The following is a 20343-nucleotide window of genomic DNA, read 5'->3' as shown; positions in this document are numbered from 1 at the left end:
GGCATCGTACTGCAGAGAATATTCCCCCCGCTGCCATCACCACCACGTTCACCCCACTCCCATCTTCTTTTCACGCCGCTCCGTCAGACTCCCTGCCACCACGATCATCCCCGCCACGATCGTCAGCGTCCCGCCGAGCTCGTCGCGCGACTCGGTCGCGATTCCCACCAGCCCCATCAGCAGGCAGCCGCCACCCATCAGTGCGGTGCCCCGCCACAGCCGCCGCGCGCGGTACGCCCACGCCGCGCTGCCCAGCACGAACAGCGACGACAAGACCATGATGCCAGCGAGCAGATGGCGGACTTCGGAATGCGTCACGGCATGCTCCAGCGGGAGGGTCCCTTCCAAGCTACTACGAGAATACGACAGGCGTGGCACCACCCCCGCCGCGATTCGATGGCTAAGGACGGCTCACGGAGCGAGGCGCGATCGTCGACCCGAAGTAGGACTTCGCGACGCTCTTCACGCCTGCTTGCCCGGCAAGCGCCACAATCACCGCCTTGAGTCCCTGAAAGCTCCCCGGATTGGGGATCTGCACGACATACGAGGGAATCCCCGTGAGTCCTCCAGAATTCCCCCCGACGATGACGGCGTCCTGACCGCGCAGCACAGCCCGCACCTGATCCGGAGTGGCGGACGGTTCGAACTGGATGTCCAGCACGTGGAGGAAGACTCTCGTGGCCCCGTACGAGTCGGTGTTGTCGACAGCCAGCGTTGAGTCACTCGGCCCCCACCAACCGCTCGGTACCGGCGGCCGCCCCACCGACGGCGCCAGACCGTCCCCGGTCATCCGCAGCAGGAGTTGCTGGGTGCCAACGGGAAGATCGACGCGGATCACCGCGTCGCGACCGCGTTCGCCTGGCGCAGTCGTTCCCCCGCCCACGGTCCAGTAGAGCGCGCCACCAATCACCCCCTTGGCGTTCACCGGCGTCGGATCCACACCGTAGCTGGCGAGCGGGAGGAGGACGATGCCGGAATCCGGCGCAAGGATCAGCCGGCGTGCACCCTCCATCGGGGACCCGGTCGTGTTGAGCCAGGCGACGCGCAACGACAGTCGCCACCGCTCCGAGCCACGCTCCAACTTCACAGGCCCCGCAGGCCGGAGGACGACACCGGCACCGCAGCTCTTCAGGTCGGGGTATGCCGCCGAGACGGTGGTCGTGGTGATGACCACATGGATCGCCGCGCAGCCGTCGGGGGTGCGGGCGACGGTGTCGGGGCGCATGCCCTGCGGTGCGTCCCGTCCAGTGTCGCGAGCGATCCACCGCTCGGCGCCTGCCGTCGCCGGGAGGAGGGTCGCCGTGAGGCATGCCGCGAGCAGCTGGTGCGCAGCGCGGAGGCGACTTGCGGATGTGAGCGCCATCACGACCTCCTCACCGGCACGGGGGAACCTCTGATGGTGCGCTCCTTAGCGTGGCAACGGCTGCCAGTCGCATCCATCGCGGGACACGAGGTACTTGTAGACCATCGCACGCGGCGCCGTCTCCCCTCCTTCCGCCACCTGCTCCATGACCAGGAGGGTATCGTGCAGGACCGCGGTGAGCGGCTTGCCGACGCCACGGACCGGCAGCACCGCATCAACACAGGCGCGCTTCCCCGCCACGTCAAGGAGCGAGACCCACCCAGCCGCCTCGAGCCGTCGCCCGCGCAGGCGAGTGTCGAGATGCACGGTCACGACCTCCCCGGAGGGGATCGGGTGCAGCCCCGTGAGCACGGATGCCATCTCCGCGATCACGGAATCGGGGAGCGGCTTCGAGAACCGGGCGGCGAGATCCGCGGGGAGAAGCCTCCGTCGCACCGCCGGGATCAGGAGTTCCTGGGCGCTTCCGTCATCCGCGACGCGGACGAGCTGATTCGCACCCGTGAATCCCACCAAGAGTGCGCCCGCCTGCCTCGCCACCGACACATACGGATGCGCGACCCGCAACTGCGGAGCCTCACCGTACGGCCCGGGGGCAACCCCAAGAGGAGTCCAGACGCCCGTTGCGGCGTCGAGCCTGATCGCGGCCGTCCATGGTGCCTGGCGTGCAAGGCGCCCCGCATAGATGGTCGCGCCATCCGTCGCGAGCGAGAAGGCGAGTCCCGCGACCCCGATACGCGAGCGCTCCGTCCCATCGCGCTCGAGGAGGATGAGGCGATCGGTCGCAAAATCAGATACCGCGATGGTACCGTCGGGCAGTTCAACCGCCGGGCCAGGTGCCGTGAACTCTCCGGGCCCTGTCCCCTGCCCGCCCTGAACCGCCTGCAACGCACCGCTCGACGCGAAGCGGAAGATCCGCCCGGACATCGCATCGCCGATGACCAACTGCCTGGAGTGTTCCAGGACGCTGAGCGCGATGGGCATCCCGATGAACGCATCAGGCCGCTCCTCAAGCCGCACCGAATCAACCAGATGCAACGTGGGCCCTTGGGCCGCCTGATGGTCCTTGGGACGCTGGGAGGTATCACCGCTGCAGGCCGCGACGGCGATCAGGAGCGCTGCGAGCAGGCGTCCGCTGGGGGAGCTGATCAAGGGGAGCACCTCCACGGGTCATGCCGTGCGTCGGGGAACTGTTGGAAAGCGGAGGTCACCGCTCGCGGTCGCAACCGGGGGCGCGTTCGGGTACCAGCCGATTGGGGAGATCTCTTGAAGCTACCGCGACCCGGTGACGGGTGGGGCACCACCGACGCCATCCCACCCAACGAAGGCCGTCACGGGTCTAACGAGGACGGGCGGGGGACCGGGTTCGCGGAACGATCGTCGACCCGTAGTACTGCTTTCCCACCCGGGTAACCCCCGGCTCGGCGGCAAGTGCAACGATGACCGCCTTCAGTCCCTCGAACGACCCCGGGTTTGGAATCTGAACCAGGTACGATGGGACACCGAGTAGCCCGCCCGAGCTTCCACCGACAATGATGGCCCGCCGACTCCGAAGCGCGGCCCGCACCTGTTCCGCAGTCGCCATCGGGCGGAACCGGACGGCCAGAAAGGTCAGGTAGACCTTCGCTCCGCCCTCTGCATCGGTGTTGACGACGGCGAGAGTCGCATCCGTCGGCGCAAACCACCCGCTCGGCACCGGAGGACGCCCGACCGACGGAGCCAGCTGCTCTCCGCCGAAACGCAACAAGAGCTGCTCCGTCCCGACGGGGATGTCGAGCACGACCAACGCGTCGAGGCCAATAGTCCCCGACATTGTTGTGGCCCCGCCCACGTTCCAGTAGAACGCGCCACCAATCACCCCCGTGGCGTTCACCGGCGTCGGGTCCACACCGTAGCTGGCGATCGGGAGGAGGACGATGCCGGAATCCGGCGCAAGGATCAGCCGGCGTGCGCCCTCCATCGGGGCGCCGGTCGTGTTGAGCCACGCGACGCGCAACGTCAGTCGCCACCGCTTCGCCCCGCGCTCCAACTTCACAGGACCCGCAGGCCGGAGGACGACACCGGCGCCACAGCTCTTCAGGTCGGGGTACGCCGCCGAGACGGTGGTCGCGGTGATGACCAGATGGATCGCCGCGCAGCCGTCTGGGGTGCGGGCGACGGTGTCGCGCACTGCGTTGCTCGTGGCCGCTGGAACGAGTGCCGCCGCAGACACCGGCTCGGCCGCCGCCAACGCCGGCGCCTTCAATCCGATGAGACAGGTTCCAGCCAGCAGCCCCCCGCAGATCCAGAGCCCGTGGTGCCGGGATTCGATTTCCATGCGGACCTCTTTGGCGGATCGGTCGCTTTCTGATTGAGGTACCCACTTCGGAGGCCCCGTCGGCCGGGCTGCACCCACGGGCGGGGAACGCTATCCCTCCTCCACCCCGAACCGCCCCCGCAGCGACGGCACCAGCATCCTCGGCACAACGAACCAACCAAACGCCGCCGGGAAGAAGGTGAAGAGCATTCGCCACTCGCGGACGACCATCCCCGTCACACGCATCAGCGGCGATCCGGGATCGCGGCCACTGTCCATTCCCAATACCAGGATGGTGCCGACCGCCACTGGAAGTGTCAGCAGCGCTGCGACAGCCGACAGCACGAGCAGCCGGCGGAACAGCGCCGGCGGTTCAAGGCTCGGCAGCCTCGCCGTGCCGTAGCTCCACGCCGCCAGCAGCACGACCGCCACCGGCGTGAACGCCGTGAACGCAATGAGGGCGTACACGCCCATGTACGTGAACGCAGCGATCAGCTCGGAGCCGGTGGTCCCGCCGAGGAGGGCCGCCGTGAAGTACCCGAGGGCAAGGCCCAGGCCGCCAAGGAAGATGCCGACCGCGTGCCAGAGGAGGACGCGCCGGAGCAGGCGCCAGATCATCCGCCGTTCTCGCGGGCGCCGCTGAGTCGCTGCATCTCCGCCGCCTCTTCGAGGAGTCCGGGGCTCCCCTTGCGGGCGATCGCGAGGGAACCGGCGGCACTGATCACACCGAGCGTGGTGGCCGTGACAACCCAACAGAAGGCCAACTGCGTGGCGGGGTCGTCGAGTCCGAACTGATTCGCCATGAGTGCGATCATTCCGGCAGAGAAGGCCAGGCCACCGAGCGCACCCCAGACCCCGGCGCGCCACGCCGCGAGTCCACTGAGCGACTTGCCGCGCTCGGCGCCGGACATCAGTATGGCGAAGGTCGCGCCGCTCAGCACGCCGGCGACGCCGAGGATCAGCATCGGTCCGCCGACCGCAAGGGCGAGGATGTTCAGCAGGGGGGAGGGCCAGGGCCCGGCCGGCGCCCGCATGAGCTGATAGAGGCCCATGAGGGCGCCCACGCCGGCCCACACCACACCCCAGGTCAGGGCGGTCACGAATGCCGCGCGGGTGGTGCGCATGAACATGATTGACTCTCGGGTGCGTGTCCGATTGAACGTACGGCGCAGGCGGAAAGACATGTCATCCCGAGCGCAGCGAGGGACCTGCGTAATCGTGGATGGGCTGGGGCTCGGCCCGCTCGCGAGTACGCAGGTCCCTCGCTGCGCTCGGGATGACAGGTCGGAGGCGCCCCCCTTGCCTCTCAGCTATCCCCTATCAAACCCATCACCGCCGGACACGCCACCCGCACCGCTCGTGCGCTCGCCGTCGGGTCGGGCGGCCCGCCCCGGACATCGGTGGACGCCGTCGCCGTGCCGATGAGCGTGTCGCCGTGCACCTTCAGCATCAGCGTCGTGCCCACGAAGCCGGTTGACCAGAACGCCTCCACCGAATCGGTCGGGCTCACCCGCCAGCATGACGCTGTTCGAGTAGTTCACCGCAGCTCCTGGGCCAATCCGATCAGGATCCCTTCCGGTCCGCGGATGTAGCAGAGCCGGTAGATCCCTTCGTAGTCGACCACCTCGTCGACCACTGTGGCGCCGAGGGGGCGGAGGCGCGCGAGGGTGTCGGCGAGGTCCGTGACCGTGAACATCACTCGCAGGTAGCCGAGCGAGTTCACCGGCGCGGTGCGGTGATCGGAGGCGATCCTGGGGGCGTCGAAGCGCGAGAGCTCGAGGCGGCTGTGGCCGTCGGGCGTCCGCATCATGGCGATCTCGACGCGCTGCCCGCGCACGCCGGTCACGCGGCCGGCCCACTCGCCGTCGATCGGCATCCGCCCCTCGAGCGTGAGGCCAAGCTCGACGAAGAAGGCGATCGCGGCGTCGAGGTCGGCGACGACTATGCCGACGTTGTCCATGCGGGAAACGGTCATCAGAGGCTCGGGGGTTAGATCGGGGTCGGCACTGGCGTCGGAGTGTCGATCCGCGAGCGCTTCGGTTGGCGGGTCAGGATCCGCTCCGTGAAGTCCTGCCGCTCCGCCAGCTCGGCGAGCTGCACCTGCACCGAGTCAAGCGCGTCGAGGAGCTGCGTCTCGAGCCCCGGCGACTGCAGCGGCAACGGCGTGACGTCCGCCATCGGGCGGAGGCGCTGCGACTGGATGCGCCAGCGCATCCACCCCGCCCCGATCAGGAAGGTGACCACCGGCGCCGCAAGGAGGGTGTAGTAGAACCCTTGGGTGATGTGCATCATCGTCTGCTCCAGGTCGGAAGACGGTCAGGCCAATTGCGCGAATATTCTGAAGCTACATCCGGAGAGCGGGCGGGGTCGGATTGGCGTTTCCCCGCCCCCGCATGGCGGGGTGGATCCAAGCTTGTCAGCGCGCCTACTCCCGCCAAAGGCGAAACTCGGTGTACTGGAAGAAGTGCCCCACCGGCCACACCAGCTTCTCCGCTTCGGCCAGGCGCTGGAGTTCCTCGGCGTTCACGCCTCGGGCATGCGCCCACGCGCGCCAACGCGGCGTGGCCCACGACCACCACGCCCAGGCGGCAAAGGGCGCCAAGATCACGATGATTGTGCCGTCATAGAGTCGGTCCGCGAACACTTCCACGCCGATGCCGGCGGCGAAGAGCGCGCCCATGATCTGTATCACCCTGCGCGTGACGACCGCGTGGCCACGATCGACGGCGGCGCGCACCGAGAGCGTGCGCGCGGGAGGGAGGCCGCGATCGAAATCAGGAAACGGCACGGACTCGCTCGTCGAAGGGATGGCTGAAAGTAGCACGGGGGCGGGGGTACGGAGTCCGTCCCAGTCACGGCACTCGCACCGCACAGAAGTAACCGCGTGGCATCCCGAACCAGCCTGCACCGATCGGCTCGACGAGCGAGTGCCGGGTCGGCTCCCACCATCCGCGGAATCCCAGGCTGTCCGATGCCGTGATCACGAAGCCGGTCCGGAACCACGGTTCGCACTCGCTTCCCTCCGGGCACGCGCCAAACCAGAGCGTGGAGTCCACGAGTCGAATCGCCGGTCCGCCGGGCTTCCGTGACATCGGGTCGATGCTCGTCCAGATCTGCAGCAACTTGACTGGGGCCGCCGTCGTGCCGACCAGGCTTGGCCTCGGATACTCGGCGCCAAGGATGAGCGGCCGAGTGCTCGGCGGGCGGACCGGCGGTGGCGTGGAATCGAGCCAGAGCGTCATCGCGCCGGTCGCAATCGTGTCGCGCCGCAGCGCCCAGGTCGAGACAACCGTGAGCGTGTACCGGCCAATCAATCGTGTTGGGTCGAGCGTCGACGGCTTCACCTCGGCCGGACTGACCGCCGCTTGGCAGCGTGGTGCCGGGGACTGCGCGTGGGCGCCGGCTCCAAGCAACGAGAGGAGGAGGACGGCGCGGATGGTGCGCATGATCACGGATGACTCCTTGCAGGCAGCCTAGATGTCGACCAGCACCTCGAACCCGCCGAAGCTGAACCGCTTGAAGTCGAAGGGCATCGGCTTGTCCTGCATCTTCTCCGGGCTCATCGCGGGGTCGCTCATGACCTTGGCGTTGACCTCGTCACGATGTTGCCGCGAGCTGTAGACGATGAAGGCGAAGATGAGCCGCTCATCCGCCGCGAGTCCGGTCAGGGTGGGGAATGACAAGGTCTCCATCCCTCCCATCTGCGGGTGGAGGTCGTCACCGACGCATTCCTTGTAATCGAGGGCACCATGCTTCATCCAGACGTCCCGACCCTCCTCCGCCATCGCGCGATAGTCGTCGAGCTTGTCGGCGGGGACCACGATCAGAAAGCCGTCCACGTATTTCATGCTGATGTCTCCGTTCGGGGTTGGTGCGAGCCGCACCCATCCAAGCTACCATCAATTTCCGAGACATGGCGCGCCACCCCCCGTGACGGGTGTTGAGCCCTGCGGTTCGGTCGTGGGGGCATCGCCTCGCCCACCTCGGTTGAGGACGGGAGCCTGGCGCCGGGCGGGTGCCCGAACGCGGCAACCATTCGGTCCTGGCCAGCATCTACGGAGACTGAAGCCATCACCCGACCACAGCACCCAGTCTGCCGAGACAGAGACCCCATGCGTACCCTGACGCTCGTGTTCCACGCGATCGCCCTCCTTGGATCGGCCGCGCGCACGGCGCCGGCGCAACAGCCGCCCGCAGTCCTCAAACTGACCGATGGCCGAACGATCTACATCACGGGACTCAAGCGTTGGACCGTCGCCATGATTCAGGATTCGCTGAATCGCTATTCACCGGGCGATTCCCTCCAATCGCATGCGTGCGCCGCGGTGTTGCGATACAAGCTCCATTTCGCGGACGCGGCGGCGAGCACCCTGCGGATGGAGCCACGCGCTCGCGATGTCATCTTCGTCGACGTCCGTGAACCGCAAGACTCGGCGCGCGTCCGGTACCGTGCGATGCCACTGGACACGACTGCGCCACGTCCGGAGTGGCGTTCCGCGACATCCGTGATCGGTGCATCCCCAAGGGCATTTCGAGCAGGTGCCGCCGCGTTTCTCGCCGGGAGAATCGTCGCACCGGCCGATACTGCCGCAGTCGCCATCGCGGCATTTTTTCAGAATCGGAGTCGCAGAGAGGACTACCGCACTGCACTCACCGTCCTGGCCACATCACGGAACTTCCGAGATCGCGCAGTCGCTGCCATCCTTGTGACCCACTTTCCCGACGAACAGGACACCTGGGCTGCGCTGCTGGATGCCATCCGTGAATCCGATGGCCTGGTGAAAGAGATGGCGAACCAGGCGATCAGCACGGTCGCGGAACGGAGTCGTATGACACCGGACTGGAAAGCCCTGGCGCCGGCCGTGTACGCCATCCTCGACGGTACGTCGCTCTTCGTGCTCGACGATCTGATCGACATCCTCGCCCCTCGATCCGACATCGGACCGACCCTGGCAAGTGCGTTTCTGGCGCACGGCGGTGAGATGCTGGTGAATTTTGCGGAGAGCCCGGAGAAGTCACGATCGGCACCCGCGAGACAACTCCTCACTAAACTCCATGGGACCGATCTCGGCGCAGATGGAGCAGCATGGCGCGCCTGGATCAATACCCTCAAGCGATAGCTCCGCTCGACCTGCAACGGCGGGTGGTTGGGCCCGATCATGTCCGACTCCGGAATCGGAATGGCGGGGCCGCTCGTGACGTCGGCATTGACCACCGCGCCGCTGGGGGTTCGCAACCACTCGGCATCGCCAGACGCATTTCCCGCGGGCCACGCGGGATCACCCCGATCCGTTGATCATCCCTTCCAGCCGGGCCAGCCGTCGCTCGATGGCGCCGAGGGACACCGACCGCGAACGGAAGAGCCACGCCACCGTCATCAGGATCCCCAGCGCAGCGGCGATCGCCGCGAGCCACGTGATCACCTGAAAGCCGGCCCGCCCGATCTCCTGGCCCCGGTCGCTCCCCATCCGTTGCAGATACATCGTCACTCCGCCGAGTGGCGCCAGGAGCACCAGAAATCCCCACGCCGCGATCGCCGCCCGACGGACACGGCGCTCGCGCGCCATCTCCTCGTCGAGCAACCGCTCCAACAGGCTCAGCCCGTCCTCGACGCGGCTGGTCCCCGCCGCACGGCGCGCGTCCTCCTGCAGCAGCCGCTCGACGAACCGATCATGCTCGGCGCCTTCATCACTCATGGTCGCTCTCCATCGCAAGTGTCGCGGGATCTTCGGTGACTGCGGCGCGCAGCGCCAGCTTGGCGTAGTGGAGCCTGGAACGGACCGTCCCCACGGCGCATTCCAACACGGTGGCAATCGCCTCGTAGCGCAGGCCGCTGAGGAAGCGGAGGGTGAGCACCTCGCGATGCGCTGGTGACAGGGTATCGAGCGCGGCGTGCACGGCGGCCGCGGTCTCCGGCGCGAAGGTGAGCTCGTCCGCGTCGGCGGCGATCACGGCCACATCCTCGAACGAGTCTTCCGGCACCATCACCTCCCGCCGCGACCGGCTGAGGAGCGAGTAGGCACGACGGCGCGCGATCTGGTAGAGCCACGACTGGAAGGCGCCGGCATCCTCCAGGGTATGGAGCTTCCGGATCGCGGTGAGCCAGACGTCCTGCCGCACATCCTCGGCGTCGTGCGACGAGCCGAGCAGGCGGCGGAGATAGAAGAGCAAACGGGCGTCATGATGCGCCACCAGCCATGCCCAGGCATCGCGCGCGCCGAGCTGGGCGCGCAGCACTATCACCTGCTCCGCGAGGCGATCGCGCTCGATGCTCGTCACGGCCAGCCGGTGGCACGACGACGACAGTTCCCTGATCTCGCTCCGCTCATTCCCTCCGCCCCTCCGCCCGATGAGATGCATCCCCCCGTGAGAGACGCACCACCCCGTAAATGGTTCAATGCCGGGGTGCCGTTGAACCAATCCGCCCGACCGGCGTCCTCACTGTTACCTGCGACAGTCCCGTTCACCGTGCACCGTGCACCGTTCACTTGCCACTGAAGGATCGTCGATGCCACCCACTCGCTTCCCGATGCTCTCCTCACTCGCACTCCTGCTGGTGTTCGGCACGGCAAGCGTCAGCGCACAAGGCGATCCCCGTCCGATCACGGTTGGTGTCACCCGCACGATGCACTCCGCCGTCCTCGGCGAGGATCGCGAGGTCCTGATCGCCCTCCCGGAGAGCTACGACGAGACCACGGTGGCGTATCCGCTCCTCGTGCTCCTCGATGGCTCCCCTGACAACCTGATCCAGGCCTCCGGGATCGTCCAGTTCCTCGCATCGGCGCGCCATCGCGTCCCCGAGATGCTCGTCGTTGCGATCCCGAACACCAATCGTCAGCGGGACCTCACCCCCGGGCTCGGGGCGGTCGCCTTCGAACGCTTCCTGGCGGAAGAACTCCTCCCGTGGATCTCCAAGAACTATCGCGCCGCGCCCGATCGCATTCTGGTCGGACACTCCCTCGGCGGGAGTCTCGCGGTCCACATCCTGCTCAACCAGCCAGCACTCTTCCGCAGCTATGTCGTGGTCAGTCCGCCGGTGTGGCGATACGAGGGGTTGGCGGAGGACATCGCACGGGGAATGGAATCGGCGGGTCGTGCCGGTGCGACGGTCACCCTCGTCGTGGGTGAAGGGGAGAACGCCAACCTGCGGGGCGGCGTCGAGCGCTTCGCGGCCGAGCTTCGGAGCGCGGAGTCGAGAGGGCTTCGTTCCACGCTGATCGACCTCCCCGGTGGGGACCATAGCTCGACATGGTTTCCTGCCGTGGCCCAGGCACTGGAGGCAAGGTACGCCGCGTGGCGCTTTCCCTTCTTCGAGGATTCCCTCGGGCTTGCGAAGGCGGGTGGGTTCGAGGCGTTGCAGGCGATGTATGCCCGGATGTCGGCGTCGTTCGGCTACCGGATCGCCCCGCCGGTGGAGCTGCTGCTCCGCGTCGCGCGGATGGAGGTCGAAGCGCGCCGATATGCGCTGGCGTGGCGGATCGCGCTCGACTACCGGGCTGCCTACCCGGTCGATGCCGAGCGGGTGATCAACCAGATCGGCCTGGCCCAATTGCGAGGCGGTGCCGTACCCGAGGCGTTGGCGACGTTCCGTCGCAACGCGGCGCTCTTTCCGGCGGCGCTCAACGTTCATCGCGCGCTGGCGGAGGCGCTCTGTCGGGCCGGTGAGACCGCGGCGGCCCGGCAGAGCTACGCCGAGGCGGCGCGGCTCGCCGAGGAGCGTGCGGATCCGCGCAGGGTGGCGTATCGCGCACAGGCGGTGAAGGGGTGTGCGGGGTAGGCCCCGCCCTCACCCCGTCGACAGCACGAACTGGTTTCCTTCGCTGTCCTTGAAGATCGCCGACGTGCCCCACGGCTCGACCTTGGGCTCCTTCACGAACTCGACGCCGGCGGCCTTGAGCTCGTGGTACGTCGCGACCACATCGTCGCACTGGAAGGAGATGTTCATGAAGCCGCCGATCCACCCCTCCTGGCCGGGTGCCGTGAACAGCACCACGCCGGTCTGTGCGCGCGGGATGCTCAACTCGATCCATCGCTGCCCGGGTCCCATCGGCGAGTCGGTGGCGATGCGGAACCCCATCTTCTCGGTATAGAAGGCGAGGGCGCGGTCCTGGTCGTGGACGGGAATGCTGACGAACTTCACCTGCTTGATCATGCGAGGCTCCGGAGGCGAAAGGGTCGAAGTTGCGATGCCGTACGGCGGAAACCATCGCCCGCGGGGAATTGGCGCGCAAGGCGCGTAATCGTTACTATGGCAAGGACTGCCATAGCCCCCGGAGCGACCCCATGGTGATCACGCTCGACCCGTACATCATCGACACGTTGATGGCCGACCTGGTCAGCCACGATCGACAGCCGTCGGCCTTTCTCGTCTACCTGACCCTCACGCGCTGGGCCCATAGCCCGCATCGCCCGCAGATCGCGATGGCGCTGCAGGACATCGCCGAGTCGACGGGGTTGTCGAAGCGCACGGTGCAGTCGGCGATCGCGCATCTCGTCTACCGCCGCCTCCTGGCCGTCGACCGTGCGTCGCCGACGTCGGTCCCGGTCTACACCGTGCTGCGCCCGTGGCGGCGGGGGGCGTAGTCCTCCACCACTACCCCTGCTCCTCGTCACGCAACAAGTGCTGCCAGTAGCGCTCGGGATGCTCCAGCAGCCCCTTGGTGATCTGAAAGTGCGACGTCTCCTCGAGCGTCGTGGGGCTGATTGTCCCGTCGTCGAAGGAGAGCAGCGCGGCACCGGGGTAGGTCATCAGGATGGTCGAGTGCGTCGCGATCACGAACTGCGTCGCCCCACCCTGCGCCAGTCTCGCCATCTGCACCAGCAGCGCCAGCTGCCGCTGCGGTGAGAGCGCCGCCTCGGGTTCGTCCATCAGGATCAGGCCCGGGGTCATCCACGATGAGAGCACCGACAAGAAGGCCTCGCCGTGCGATCGCGTGTGCAGCGAGCGGCCGCCATAGCGCGCGAAGGGATCGCCCAGAAACTCGGGGTCCGCCTTCCGCTCCTCGAGCAGCGTCGCAAAGTGCGCCTGAAATTCCGCCCGAAAGAAGTAGGCATGCCGCGGCTTGGTCGCGAAGGACGCGCGGAGGAACGGCGCCAGCTCGCTGCGACCCTGGGGCGTCCGCAGGTCGGCGAGCTCGTTGCGACCGCCGCCACCGGCCGGGAGCCCGCAGAGTTCCGCCAGCGCTTCGACCACCGTCGACTTCCCCGAGCCATTCTCGCCGATCAGGATGGTCACGGGCGCGTCGAACTGGAGATCGAGGCTCCGGACAAACGGCAACGTCCCCGGAAAGAGATCCGGCCGAAGCTCGGCGTCTGGGCGCAGGTAGGCACGCCGGAGAAAGCGGGGAGAGCTCATCGAGGAAGCTACCCCAGAAGGTCCCATCGATTCCCCTCCAGGTCCAGAAACACCACCACCTTCCCGTACGACTCCTCCCTCGGCGCGCCCACGAACGTCACCCCGGCGGCGACCATTCGCGCATAGGTGGCGTCGAAATCATCGACCCGCAGGAAGAAGCCGACCCGCCCCGCGAACTGCTGGCCAACGGCGGCTTCCTGCTGCGCCCCGTCGGCCCGCGCGAGCAGGATCCCCGTCTCAGCGCCGACCGGACGCACCACGACCCAGCGCTTCGGCCGCCCGTCGTTCGTCAGCGAGGGCGTGTCCTCGACCAGCTCGAACTGCAGGACGTTCACGAAGAAGTCGATCGCCGGGTCGTAGTCGCGGACCACGAGGGCGACGAGGGAGAGCTGGGACATGGAACGGATCCTGGTGGCTGGACGGTGGGCGACGGATGCGTCGCCTCTACTTCACGATCCGATACGACACGAGATACGGGACGTCATCCTCGTCGGTCACGATCGCGATGAAGCGATCGGCCGTGATGATCGTCGGCCGGACCATCACGAGCGACGGCGGCGCATCGAGCGTCGCCACCGGCACGCCGCCCTTGCCGTACACCTCGAAACGCTTGCGCGTGGCATCCGTCCAGCGCGAGACCCAGAGCTGGCCGAGCTGGTCGAGCCGCATCACATCGAACGCTGGAAAGACGCGCGGGATCCGCGAGAGATCTGGCGGCGTGGAGCTGTACTTGCTCGCCGCCTCCACCACCCGCTTCACCGCCGAGTCGCGGACGACGGTCGGAATCGCGACGGGCGCGCCGGCAAGCGGGATCGTCACGTCCGGCGTGCATGTCCCGGCCGGAAGACGCCTGATTGGCGAGAAGGTAGGCCATGACGCGCCCCACTGTGCGCCATCCACCGTGAAGAGGGCGGGCATGGTGGGCCCGACGTAAGGGATCGACATCGACATCCCACCATTTGCATTCCGGAAGGAATACGACCGCGCCTCCGCGGGTGGCCCCGGGACCGGTGGGCACTCAGCCGGCAAGAGCGTCTCGCTCTTGGTGAGGTCGGCCGACCACCGCTCGCGCGCCGCCATGAACTTCTCCCCTCGCCGCACGTAGTCGATTTCGACCAGCCGCCCCTGCGCGTCGACCCAGGCGTCCCACAGCCACCCGAAGCTGCGCGTTTGACCCATCGGAACGGCCTTGAGGAAATCGCCCTTGCTGTTGAGCAGCGTGAAGCGATGGGCATTGGGATCGTTGACGAGCAGGTTGCCATTCGGGAAGACCACGAAGCCGTTCGCATTCTGGTACTCGCCCGGACCCCCGCCACTGCGACCGACCGTCCGCACCGGTTTCCCGCGACCGTCGAGGAAGTGGATCTGCTGATCCTTGAACTCGAGCAGCACGATGTTGCCGTTGGGGAGCAGTTCCAGGTCGCGCACATCATGCAGCGCATGGGGGCCGGAGGGCTCGCCGCCGACCCGCCACTCCTCCACGAGGCGCCAGGTCGGCGGGGCGGGCTGCAGGACGAGGAGGCTGGCCAGCGCCAGCGCGACGGGGCGGATCATCTCGGGCTCCTGGGGTGGGGCGACCCTCGGAAGGTACTGCGAGGGTGGGAAGGACGCGGCACCACATTCACTTCCAGCGTCCGACGGAGGGGCCCCCGATTTCGTTTCCCCCTCCTTACCTCCGCGAAGCCGCACCCACGCGGAACCCCACCACCTGCATCAGTCCATCCTCATCGCTCTCGACACCCCACAGCATCCCCCGCTCGGCGACCGCAAGCTGCACCGCACCCGGCAGCGTCACGGCACCGAGCACGTTGCCACGCGCATCAAGAAGCTGCCACACCCGATCGACGCCCGGCGACGCCACCTCGATCCACAGCGACCCGTCGCGGCCGTTGAGGATGCGCGCCACCGCAGGATGCACCGTCGGGATCCGCGCCATCGCCTTCTCGAACGCGGCCCCGCCGACGCCATTTCGCTCCGCCTCCGCTCGACTCGCGCTGTCGCGCTGGCTCTTCGGGATCGCCACCGGCGGAATCCGCAGCAGCTTGGTGAAGAGCGTGTCGCCCAGCGCCGAGAGCACCACGAGCCGGGTACCGCCGGCGCTGGCGAGGGCCAGGGCGATGCGTCCACTCTCGGGATCGATATGCCGTGGCGTCCCAGTGCAGAATGGAATCCGGACGATCACCTCGCCCCCCTTCACCGGCACCGTCTCGGAACAGTTGCTCGTGGGGAGCCACGCCACCACGCGCTGCATCACGCCGCTCGCCGCGAGGCGCAGGATGGCCGAACCGCTCCACTCGGTCGGCGTCGCCCACGCCGGGCGCGCGGCCACGGGATCGTGCCAACCGTCGGCGAGCAGGACGCCATTCCGCAGATATGCCAACGGCATCACCATCTGCCACCGCACGCCATTCCCTGAGGCCTTTGCCGCATCGGGATACGGGACGGTGCGCAGCAGCGTGCGATCGGGTCGGAAGAACGTCGTCCGTCGCAGGCGGACGTCCCCGATCCACAGTGAATCACCCACCGTCCCTGCGATGGTCGGCATCTGGAACTCGCTCGGCCCCTCCCCCTTCCGTCCAATCACGGTGGGTGCACCGGAGCGATCGAAGCGCCGCACTACGCCTTCGCGATACTGCGTCATGATCAGATCGCCGTTGCGGAGCAACAGCGTGGTGCCGATCTCCGTGAGATTCGCACGCTCCGCCGGGACCAGCACCTCGCGCGTGATCGGCAGGCGAGGGGGCGTCTGCGCAGCCAAGGGAGTGGCAGCGCCGAGCAGCAGCAAGAACAACCGCGCGCGGCGGCATGATGACAGTGGGGGCACGACGGACCTCGGACAGACGAGACGCCCCGCTTGGCGGGGCCAGGAGGTGTGACTCAGCTGTTGGACACTCTCGGCGGGAGAATCGTTCGAAGTGGATCGGGACGTGAAGGGTGAAAGGTGAACGGGGCGCGCGGGGTGAGGTGGGGCGGTGAGGTACGAGGCAGCCCCCTGAGCGCCTCACCCCATGACCACGGAGGCTGAAGTCCATTCGCGATCACGCAGGTCCTCGCTGCGCTCGGGCTGACACCGCTTTGCTCGAACCCAGCCGCTCGGGCTGTGCCGAGGGAAATGCATCACCTGCGCAGCATGTGTCCCCCGTGGGCCGGGCCACGTCCCACATGCTATCCGAAGGCGCGCCGGCGCGAGGTTCCGCGATGACACGGTCACCCAGTGGAGTGGCACCAATGGGTGACCATCGGGACCGTTCGACCCATGAGGGCGGCGTCGATACCGCGAGTCCCAAGAAGGACGCGCACGGAAGTCCCGGCCACTAGGCCTGCAGGTATAGATGCGGGATCAATGCGCGGATGAAGCCACCGGTGACTTCATCCGCGTTTCGCGTGACGGCCCCTCCTCCGACGCGCTTCCGGACCTTACTTCGTCACTCGATAGAACTGGATGTGCCGAAACCCCTCGCCGTCGACCGTCACGCCGAGCACCCCGTCCGCGTCGACTTGCGCGATCTCGAAGCCACTCGGGAGGACGACGTCCGCGAGCCACTGCCCGGCGGCATCGAAGACCGACGCACGGACAGCCTCCCCGAGGGTCGGATCGCCGTACACTGCCCAGACGCCGCCGTCCTCGGTGAGGTGCACCGACGAGATCGCCGGCCGAGCGCGGCGATCGGCAACACTCCGCAGTCGCGGCAGCATCAGGGTGCGAAGCGTGTCGCGTCGCTGACCCACCCAGGCCTCGATCGCGCGCTCCCGCTCGGCGGCACTCACGACGCGCTCGGGCGCGTCACGACGCAGCAACATCGTGAGCTCGCCTCTGGCGTTGCGCAGCTCGATCTCGAACCGCTCCCCGGTGGCGAACGCCATGCGGGACCCCCGCACGGCAACACTCGGTACCGGCTCGAAGAGCGGCTCGGCATACCCCCAGTCGGGATGCTGGATGTGGCGGAGCGTGCGTGCTTCCCGATAGGTGAGCAGCGAATCCCAGCGGGCGCCCTCGAGCGCGACCCCCTGCAGCAGGACCGTGCCACCCATCGTGGTGTTGGTCGTTCGCGTGGGATCGGGCCGGCTGGTTGTCAGCAGGAGGGTACCGTCGGCGAAGACACCAGCGAGCCATCCTGCGGGCCGGCCCCGTGGCGGGGTAAGCTCGTGCCGAGCCACGAACTGGCCGCCCGGCGTCCAGCGCTGCACGCGCCGGAGCGCAGGCTCGAACGTCATCAGCGAATCGCCGGGGCCGCGAAAGAGAAAGCCCAGGACGTCGAACTCCCCCGGCCCTTCACCACTCCGCCCGACAGTTTGCCGCCACGCCCCGGTCGAGTCGAAGAGCCGGAACTCGGTCGTGATCCACGCAGCGACGGCGATCGTGCCGTCGCGCTGTCGCACTGCCGAAATCGGCGTGCCGATGAACTCGCCCTGCACGCCGGCAGCAGGGCCGATGTCGATCTGCGGACGAGGCTCGAGTGCGATCGTCGCGGCCGTGGGCCTGGCGTTCTCGACGATCCGGACGCCGGCACTGTCGCGCACGACGGTATCACGGGTCGCGTCGGAGCCGCACGAGGTCGTCAGCGGTGCGATCGCGATGACCAGGGTGCAAGTGATGAGACGTAGCGTCGTGGGGAGCGCGCGCGGCATGGTTGAAGGTACCACGGCGGCGTGAGGCGTGGAGAGGATTTCCTCCCCCGCCCCCGCCGATCGGTGACACGATCGACTAGCGCCGCTTCAGGCGCAGCGCGCCGAGCAGCATGACGTCGTTGCGCACCGCACTGCGTCCGCCAGCGATCAGCGGCGTGAAGTTGGTGAGGTAGTCGCGCACCTCCAGGCGCACGCCGACGCGGCCGATGCCGACTTCGCCGCCGGCCGCGACGTACCCGCCGAGCGTGGTGGTCGCATCGGCCGCGAGGTGCCGATGATGGTAGTACCGCATGCCCGAACCGAGGCCGATGATCGGCGTGAAGGAGAAGGTCTTGCTGATCTGTCGGGTCGAGGCGGTGGCCTCGAGGCCGAGATCGGCGCTGAAGATGTCGAGCCGGGCGGCATCGATGGTCGCGAGGTCGCGGCTCCGCGCCCAGCCGATGGTGCTGACCACGGCGATGGCCGGCGTGATGCCGCGGGAGAGCTGCGCCGCGATCATCGGCGCGCGCTTGACGGCATCGCGCTGGGCACCGGTCGGCAGCAGCGAGCCGCTGGCGATCCGGAACTGCCAGCGGGGGACTTCTTCCTGGGCGCGGGCGGGGCGGGCGGCGGCCACCGTGAGCAGGAGGACGGCGGTCAGGGTGCGGGGGGTCAGGGCGAAGGCGGTCATGGAGCGATCCTCGGGTCGGGCGTGGTGCCGGGCGGTGGCGAGCGGTGCTCGCATTCCGGGCCGACGGTTATTAGTATACGTCGTATACTATTGCTGTATATGTTATAAACAGTTTAGGGTTTGTCAACCCCTATGGCGGTGGGAGCTATGGCACGGAAAGCAGCGGCGAGCGGGAGCCGCCGGAAGCAGAGCGGCGGCGCGGCACCCGGCATCGGCCGGGAGCTGACGCACGACGCGTTGATGCAGGCCGCGAGCGCTCCCGACCCGGAGTTGCAGCGGCGCAGCGAGTTGCTGTGGGAGGCACGCTCAGTCCCGGGCCGAGGGCCGAAACCGTCGATCACGGCCGACGACGTGGTGCAGGCGGCGATCGCGATCGCCGACGCCGACGGGCTCAGCGCCGTGACGATGCAGGCGGTGGCGCAGCAGCTCGGCGTCACCGCGATGGCGCTGTACCGCTACTTCCCGAGCAAGGACGCACTCATCGACGCGCTGGTCGACGCGGGGATGGGACTCCCGCCGACACCCAAAGGTCCCCGTGTCGGGTGGCGCGCCGAGGTGGCGGCGTGGGCGCACGCGAAGCGGGATATGCTCTGTGGCCGACCCTGGTTGGCGGAGCTGCCATTCGTCGCAGCGCCGCATGGCCCCAACTGGATGGCCTGGCTGGAAGCGGTCGCGCGGCCCCTGTCACGCACGGCCATGACGCCGGCGGATGTCGGGCAGATGATCAGCGTGATCGACGGCTACACGCGCGGCGCCGCGGACACCTCGATCTCGCTGGCGCGCGCCAGGGCACGCGGCATCTCCGAACGGCAGTGGGGGGCGGCGGTCGGCGCAGACCTCGGGCGGGCGATCGGCGACCCGCGCTTCGCCGCCTTCGCGGCAATCCTTACCGCGCCGGCGGAGTCACCCGGTCGGACGATGGTGGAGTCCTTCGACTTCGGCCTGCAGCGCGTGCTGGACGGGATCGAGAAATACGTGAATCGGGTCACGCGGTAGGCATCACCGCCCCTGTTCGACGTGCCGTTTGAAGTTGTCGAGGATCGCCTGCCACCCCGCCCGCTGCATCTCTTCGGGGTGGGTGGTCTCGGCGTCAAAGGTCTCGCGCACCACGATGCCGTGGTTCTCCGTCTCGAACTCGACCAGCATGACTCGATCACCGAACGCCGCCTCGATCAGCCGATGCGGCTCCACCCTGGTGTACGTCCCCGCGAAGTCAAACCCCATGCTGCCGTCCTTCGCCTCCATTCGCGACGAGAACGCGCCGCCCGCGCGGAGATCGACGGTGGCCGCGGTGGTGTGCCAGTCCTCGGACGCGGCATTCCACTGGATGATGTCGGCCGGCGTCGTCCAGGCGCGCCAGACCTCATCGATGGGGGCGTTCACGACGGTTTCGACGGTGATCTTCATGGGGGGCCTCGGGTCAGGGGGGTGGAGGGTTGGAGGGTTGCGGGGGAATTTATCGTCGGTCGCTTCCGAGCGTGTCATCCCGAGCGTAGCGAGGGACCTGCGTCGCTGCGAATGGGTGGGCATAAGTGCATTCATGTTCACGTAGGTCCCTCGCTACGCTCGGGATGACAGATCACCGGGCTCCCATTGAACCACATCCCCCACCCTCACCTCCCCACCCTCCTCCACCTGCGCGAAGACGCCACCGCGCCACCTCGGCGTCAGCGCCGCCTGCAAACCGGGCGACGCCTCCTCCATCCGTTCGCAGGGAGTGAGCTCGCCGCCGATGATCAGTCGGCAGCTGCCGATGCGGAGCGTGCGTCCGCGCGTGTCGTGGAGGTCGAGGCCGGAGACGAGGATGTTGGCGCGGCGCATCGACGGGTCGACCGTGGCGCCGAGCTCGGTGGTCGCGGTCTCCCACGCCTCGCGCGAGAGGATGGTCACCTGGCGGCGCGTGCTGCGGCCGACGCTCCCGGCCATCCCCTTGTTCGGCACCAGGGTGGCGTCGGCGCGCGGGTCCATCGGCCCGCGATGCGCGCGCTTGCTCCAGAGGGCTTCAATGCGGCCGGACATGGGGGCTCCGAGTG

At 68.0% G+C, this 20343-nt stretch carries 27 protein-coding genes; 4 read left to right on the top strand and 23 right to left on the bottom strand.

Annotated elements, in window-relative coordinates; genetic code table 11:
• Window positions 1-48: 48 nt before the first annotated feature.
• From IPP98_05505 to IPP98_05450, 12 genes are all read right to left on the bottom strand, one after another.
• Window positions 49-318, bottom strand: a complete 270-nt coding sequence (locus IPP98_05505) for a hypothetical protein (protein MBL0178570.1) — start codon at window positions 316-318, stop codon at window positions 49-51.
• Window positions 319-400: 82 nt separating this feature from the next.
• Entirely contained in the window at window positions 401-1363 is a 963-nt protein-coding gene (locus IPP98_05500; GenBank protein ID MBL0178569.1) for a hypothetical protein, read from the bottom strand.
• 45 nt (window positions 1364-1408) lie between these two features.
• Entirely contained in the window at window positions 1409-2512 is a 1104-nt protein-coding gene (locus IPP98_05495) for a hypothetical protein (protein ID MBL0178568.1), read from the bottom strand.
• Between the two features lie 187 nt (window positions 2513-2699).
• Window positions 2700-3677: a hypothetical protein gene (locus IPP98_05490; GenBank protein ID MBL0178567.1), complete on the bottom strand. Its 978-nt coding sequence runs from the start codon at window positions 3675-3677 to the stop codon at window positions 2700-2702.
• Window positions 3678-3767: 90 nt separating this feature from the next.
• The gene (locus tag IPP98_05485; GenBank protein ID MBL0178566.1) at window positions 3768-4274 is read right to left on the bottom strand and encodes a hypothetical protein; all 507 of its coding nucleotides are present in this window, start codon (window positions 4272-4274) and stop codon (window positions 3768-3770) included.
• Entirely contained in the window at window positions 4271-4780 is a 510-nt protein-coding gene (locus tag IPP98_05480) for a hypothetical protein (protein ID MBL0178565.1), read from the bottom strand. The genes IPP98_05485 and IPP98_05480 overlap by 4 nt, the downstream gene beginning before the upstream one ends.
• Before the next feature lie 182 nt (window positions 4781-4962).
• Entirely contained in the window at window positions 4963-5166 is a 204-nt protein-coding gene (locus tag IPP98_05475; GenBank protein MBL0178564.1) for a hypothetical protein, read from the bottom strand.
• Between the two features lie 27 nt (window positions 5167-5193).
• Window positions 5194-5631: a VOC family protein gene (locus IPP98_05470; GenBank protein MBL0178563.1), complete on the bottom strand. Its 438-nt coding sequence runs from the start codon at window positions 5629-5631 to the stop codon at window positions 5194-5196.
• A gap of 14 nt (window positions 5632-5645) precedes the next feature.
• Window positions 5646-5948 carry a hypothetical protein gene (locus tag IPP98_05465; protein MBL0178562.1) on the bottom strand — a complete coding sequence of 101 codons (303 nt, stop codon included), beginning with the start codon at window positions 5946-5948 and terminating at the stop codon, window positions 5646-5648.
• Between the two features lie 133 nt (window positions 5949-6081).
• Complete coding sequence (locus IPP98_05460) at window positions 6082-6444, bottom strand: hypothetical protein (GenBank protein ID MBL0178561.1); 363 nt, start codon at window positions 6442-6444, stop codon at window positions 6082-6084.
• Between the two features lie 64 nt (window positions 6445-6508).
• Window positions 6509-7102, bottom strand: coding sequence for a hypothetical protein (locus IPP98_05455; protein MBL0178560.1), 594 nt, complete (start codon window positions 7100-7102; stop codon window positions 6509-6511).
• Window positions 7103-7129: 27 nt separating this feature from the next.
• Window positions 7130-7504 (bottom strand): DUF1428 domain-containing protein, encoded by a 375-nt coding sequence (locus IPP98_05450; GenBank protein MBL0178559.1) that lies wholly within the window; start codon window positions 7502-7504, stop codon window positions 7130-7132.
• A 264-nt stretch (window positions 7505-7768) separates the two neighbouring features.
• On the opposite strand from IPP98_05450, the gene IPP98_05445 reads away from it, so the two are divergent.
• Entirely contained in the window at window positions 7769-8776 is a 1008-nt protein-coding gene (locus IPP98_05445; GenBank protein ID MBL0178558.1) for a hypothetical protein, read from the top strand.
• A gap of 159 nt (window positions 8777-8935) precedes the next feature.
• On the opposite strand, the gene IPP98_05440 is transcribed toward IPP98_05445, so the two are convergent.
• Together IPP98_05440 and IPP98_05435 are read right to left on the bottom strand one after the other, a co-directional pair.
• Entirely contained in the window at window positions 8936-9352 is a 417-nt protein-coding gene (locus tag IPP98_05440) for a hypothetical protein (GenBank protein MBL0178557.1), read from the bottom strand.
• Window positions 9345-10016, bottom strand: coding sequence for an RNA polymerase sigma factor (locus IPP98_05435; GenBank protein ID MBL0178556.1), 672 nt, complete (start codon window positions 10014-10016; stop codon window positions 9345-9347). Before IPP98_05435 ends, IPP98_05440 begins: the two co-directional genes overlap by 8 nt.
• A gap of 148 nt (window positions 10017-10164) precedes the next feature.
• Here IPP98_05435 and IPP98_05430 point away from each other — a divergent pair, with 148 nt between their 5' ends.
• Window positions 10165-11433 (top strand): hypothetical protein, encoded by a 1269-nt coding sequence (locus tag IPP98_05430; GenBank protein ID MBL0178555.1) that lies wholly within the window; start codon window positions 10165-10167, stop codon window positions 11431-11433.
• Between the two features lie 9 nt (window positions 11434-11442).
• Here the strand turns inward: IPP98_05430 and IPP98_05425 are convergent, their stop codons facing one another.
• Window positions 11443-11808 carry a VOC family protein gene (locus IPP98_05425; protein MBL0178554.1) on the bottom strand — a complete coding sequence of 122 codons (366 nt, stop codon included), beginning with the start codon at window positions 11806-11808 and terminating at the stop codon, window positions 11443-11445.
• 131 nt (window positions 11809-11939) lie between these two features.
• On the opposite strand from IPP98_05425, the gene IPP98_05420 reads away from it, so the two are divergent.
• Window positions 11940-12239: a helix-turn-helix domain-containing protein gene (locus tag IPP98_05420; protein ID MBL0178553.1), complete on the top strand. Its 300-nt coding sequence runs from the start codon at window positions 11940-11942 to the stop codon at window positions 12237-12239.
• 10 nt (window positions 12240-12249) lie between these two features.
• On the opposite strand, the gene IPP98_05415 is transcribed toward IPP98_05420, so the two are convergent.
• The 6 genes from IPP98_05415 to IPP98_05390 all read right to left on the bottom strand — a co-directional run bounded on the left by IPP98_05415 (window position 12250) and on the right by IPP98_05390 (window position 18310).
• On the bottom strand, window positions 12250-13011 hold the full coding sequence (locus IPP98_05415; GenBank protein ID MBL0178552.1) for an AAA family ATPase: 762 nt from the start codon (window positions 13009-13011) through the stop codon (window positions 12250-12252).
• A gap of 8 nt (window positions 13012-13019) precedes the next feature.
• Window positions 13020-13409: a VOC family protein gene (locus IPP98_05410; protein ID MBL0178551.1), complete on the bottom strand. Its 390-nt coding sequence runs from the start codon at window positions 13407-13409 to the stop codon at window positions 13020-13022.
• A 46-nt stretch (window positions 13410-13455) separates the two neighbouring features.
• Window positions 13456-14565, bottom strand: coding sequence for a hypothetical protein (locus IPP98_05405; GenBank protein MBL0178550.1), 1110 nt, complete (start codon window positions 14563-14565; stop codon window positions 13456-13458).
• A gap of 115 nt (window positions 14566-14680) precedes the next feature.
• Entirely contained in the window at window positions 14681-15835 is a 1155-nt protein-coding gene (locus IPP98_05400) for a hypothetical protein (protein MBL0178549.1), read from the bottom strand.
• 593 nt (window positions 15836-16428) lie between these two features.
• On the bottom strand, window positions 16429-17640 hold the full coding sequence (locus IPP98_05395; GenBank protein MBL0178548.1) for a hypothetical protein: 1212 nt from the start codon (window positions 17638-17640) through the stop codon (window positions 16429-16431).
• 76 nt (window positions 17641-17716) lie between these two features.
• Window positions 17717-18310, bottom strand: coding sequence for a hypothetical protein (locus IPP98_05390; GenBank protein ID MBL0178547.1), 594 nt, complete (start codon window positions 18308-18310; stop codon window positions 17717-17719).
• A 147-nt stretch (window positions 18311-18457) separates the two neighbouring features.
• Here IPP98_05390 and IPP98_05385 point away from each other — a divergent pair, with 147 nt between their 5' ends.
• Window positions 18458-19306, top strand: coding sequence for a TetR/AcrR family transcriptional regulator C-terminal domain-containing protein (locus IPP98_05385; GenBank protein ID MBL0178546.1), 849 nt, complete (start codon window positions 18458-18460; stop codon window positions 19304-19306).
• A gap of 3 nt (window positions 19307-19309) precedes the next feature.
• On the opposite strand, the gene IPP98_05380 is transcribed toward IPP98_05385, so the two are convergent.
• The gene (locus tag IPP98_05380) at window positions 19310-19717 is read right to left on the bottom strand and encodes an SRPBCC family protein (GenBank protein ID MBL0178545.1); all 408 of its coding nucleotides are present in this window, start codon (window positions 19715-19717) and stop codon (window positions 19310-19312) included.
• 153 nt (window positions 19718-19870) lie between these two features.
• A complete protein-coding gene (locus IPP98_05375) occupies window positions 19871-20329 on the bottom strand; it encodes an MOSC domain-containing protein (GenBank protein ID MBL0178544.1) in 459 nt (152 codons plus the stop codon).
• Window positions 20330-20343: the final 14 nt, after the last annotated feature.

Source organism: Gemmatimonadota bacterium (assembly GCA_016720805.1).
Taxonomy (GTDB): Bacteria; Gemmatimonadota; Gemmatimonadetes; order Gemmatimonadales; family GWC2-71-9; genus Palsa-1233.
This window is presented reverse-complemented; position numbering and strand designations above follow the sequence as displayed.

Coding starts and splice junctions, on each gene's coding strand:
- IPP98_05500 (MBL0178569.1), bottom strand. CDS start 1,363: ATGGCGCTCACATCCGCAAGTCGCCTCCGCGCTGCGCACCAGCTGCTC.
- IPP98_05490 (MBL0178567.1), bottom strand. CDS start 3,677: ATGGAAATCGAATCCCGGCACCACGGGCTCTGGATCTGCGGGGGGCTG.
- IPP98_05485 (MBL0178566.1), bottom strand. CDS start 4,274: ATGATCTGGCGCCTGCTCCGGCGCGTCCTCCTCTGGCACGCGGTCGGC.
- IPP98_05480 (MBL0178565.1), bottom strand. CDS start 4,780: ATGCGCACCACCCGCGCGGCATTCGTGACCGCCCTGACCTGGGGTGTG.
- IPP98_05470 (MBL0178563.1), bottom strand. CDS start 5,631: ATGACCGTTTCCCGCATGGACAACGTCGGCATAGTCGTCGCCGACCTC.
- IPP98_05465 (MBL0178562.1), bottom strand. CDS start 5,948: ATGATGCACATCACCCAAGGGTTCTACTACACCCTCCTTGCGGCGCCG.
- IPP98_05455 (MBL0178560.1), bottom strand. CDS start 7,102: ATGCGCACCATCCGCGCCGTCCTCCTCCTCTCGTTGCTTGGAGCCGGC.
- IPP98_05450 (MBL0178559.1), bottom strand. CDS start 7,504: ATGAAATACGTGGACGGCTTTCTGATCGTGGTCCCCGCCGACAAGCTC.
- IPP98_05445 (MBL0178558.1), top strand. CDS start 7,769: ATGCGTACCCTGACGCTCGTGTTCCACGCGATCGCCCTCCTTGGATCG.
- IPP98_05440 (MBL0178557.1), bottom strand. CDS start 9,352: ATGAGTGATGAAGGCGCCGAGCATGATCGGTTCGTCGAGCGGCTGCTG.
- IPP98_05435 (MBL0178556.1), bottom strand. CDS start 10,016: ATGCATCTCATCGGGCGGAGGGGCGGAGGGAATGAGCGGAGCGAGATC.
- IPP98_05430 (MBL0178555.1), top strand. CDS start 10,165: ATGCCACCCACTCGCTTCCCGATGCTCTCCTCACTCGCACTCCTGCTG.
- IPP98_05425 (MBL0178554.1), bottom strand. CDS start 11,808: ATGATCAAGCAGGTGAAGTTCGTCAGCATTCCCGTCCACGACCAGGAC.
- IPP98_05420 (MBL0178553.1), top strand. CDS start 11,940: ATGGTGATCACGCTCGACCCGTACATCATCGACACGTTGATGGCCGAC.
- IPP98_05415 (MBL0178552.1), bottom strand. CDS start 13,011: ATGAGCTCTCCCCGCTTTCTCCGGCGTGCCTACCTGCGCCCAGACGCC.
- IPP98_05410 (MBL0178551.1), bottom strand. CDS start 13,409: ATGTCCCAGCTCTCCCTCGTCGCCCTCGTGGTCCGCGACTACGACCCG.
- IPP98_05405 (MBL0178550.1), bottom strand. CDS start 14,565: ATGATCCGCCCCGTCGCGCTGGCGCTGGCCAGCCTCCTCGTCCTGCAG.
- IPP98_05395 (MBL0178548.1), bottom strand. CDS start 17,640: ATGCCGCGCGCGCTCCCCACGACGCTACGTCTCATCACTTGCACCCTG.
- IPP98_05390 (MBL0178547.1), bottom strand. CDS start 18,310: ATGACCGCCTTCGCCCTGACCCCCCGCACCCTGACCGCCGTCCTCCTG.
- IPP98_05385 (MBL0178546.1), top strand. CDS start 18,458: ATGGCACGGAAAGCAGCGGCGAGCGGGAGCCGCCGGAAGCAGAGCGGC.
- IPP98_05380 (MBL0178545.1), bottom strand. CDS start 19,717: ATGAAGATCACCGTCGAAACCGTCGTGAACGCCCCCATCGATGAGGTC.
- IPP98_05375 (MBL0178544.1), bottom strand. CDS start 20,329: ATGTCCGGCCGCATTGAAGCCCTCTGGAGCAAGCGCGCGCATCGCGGG.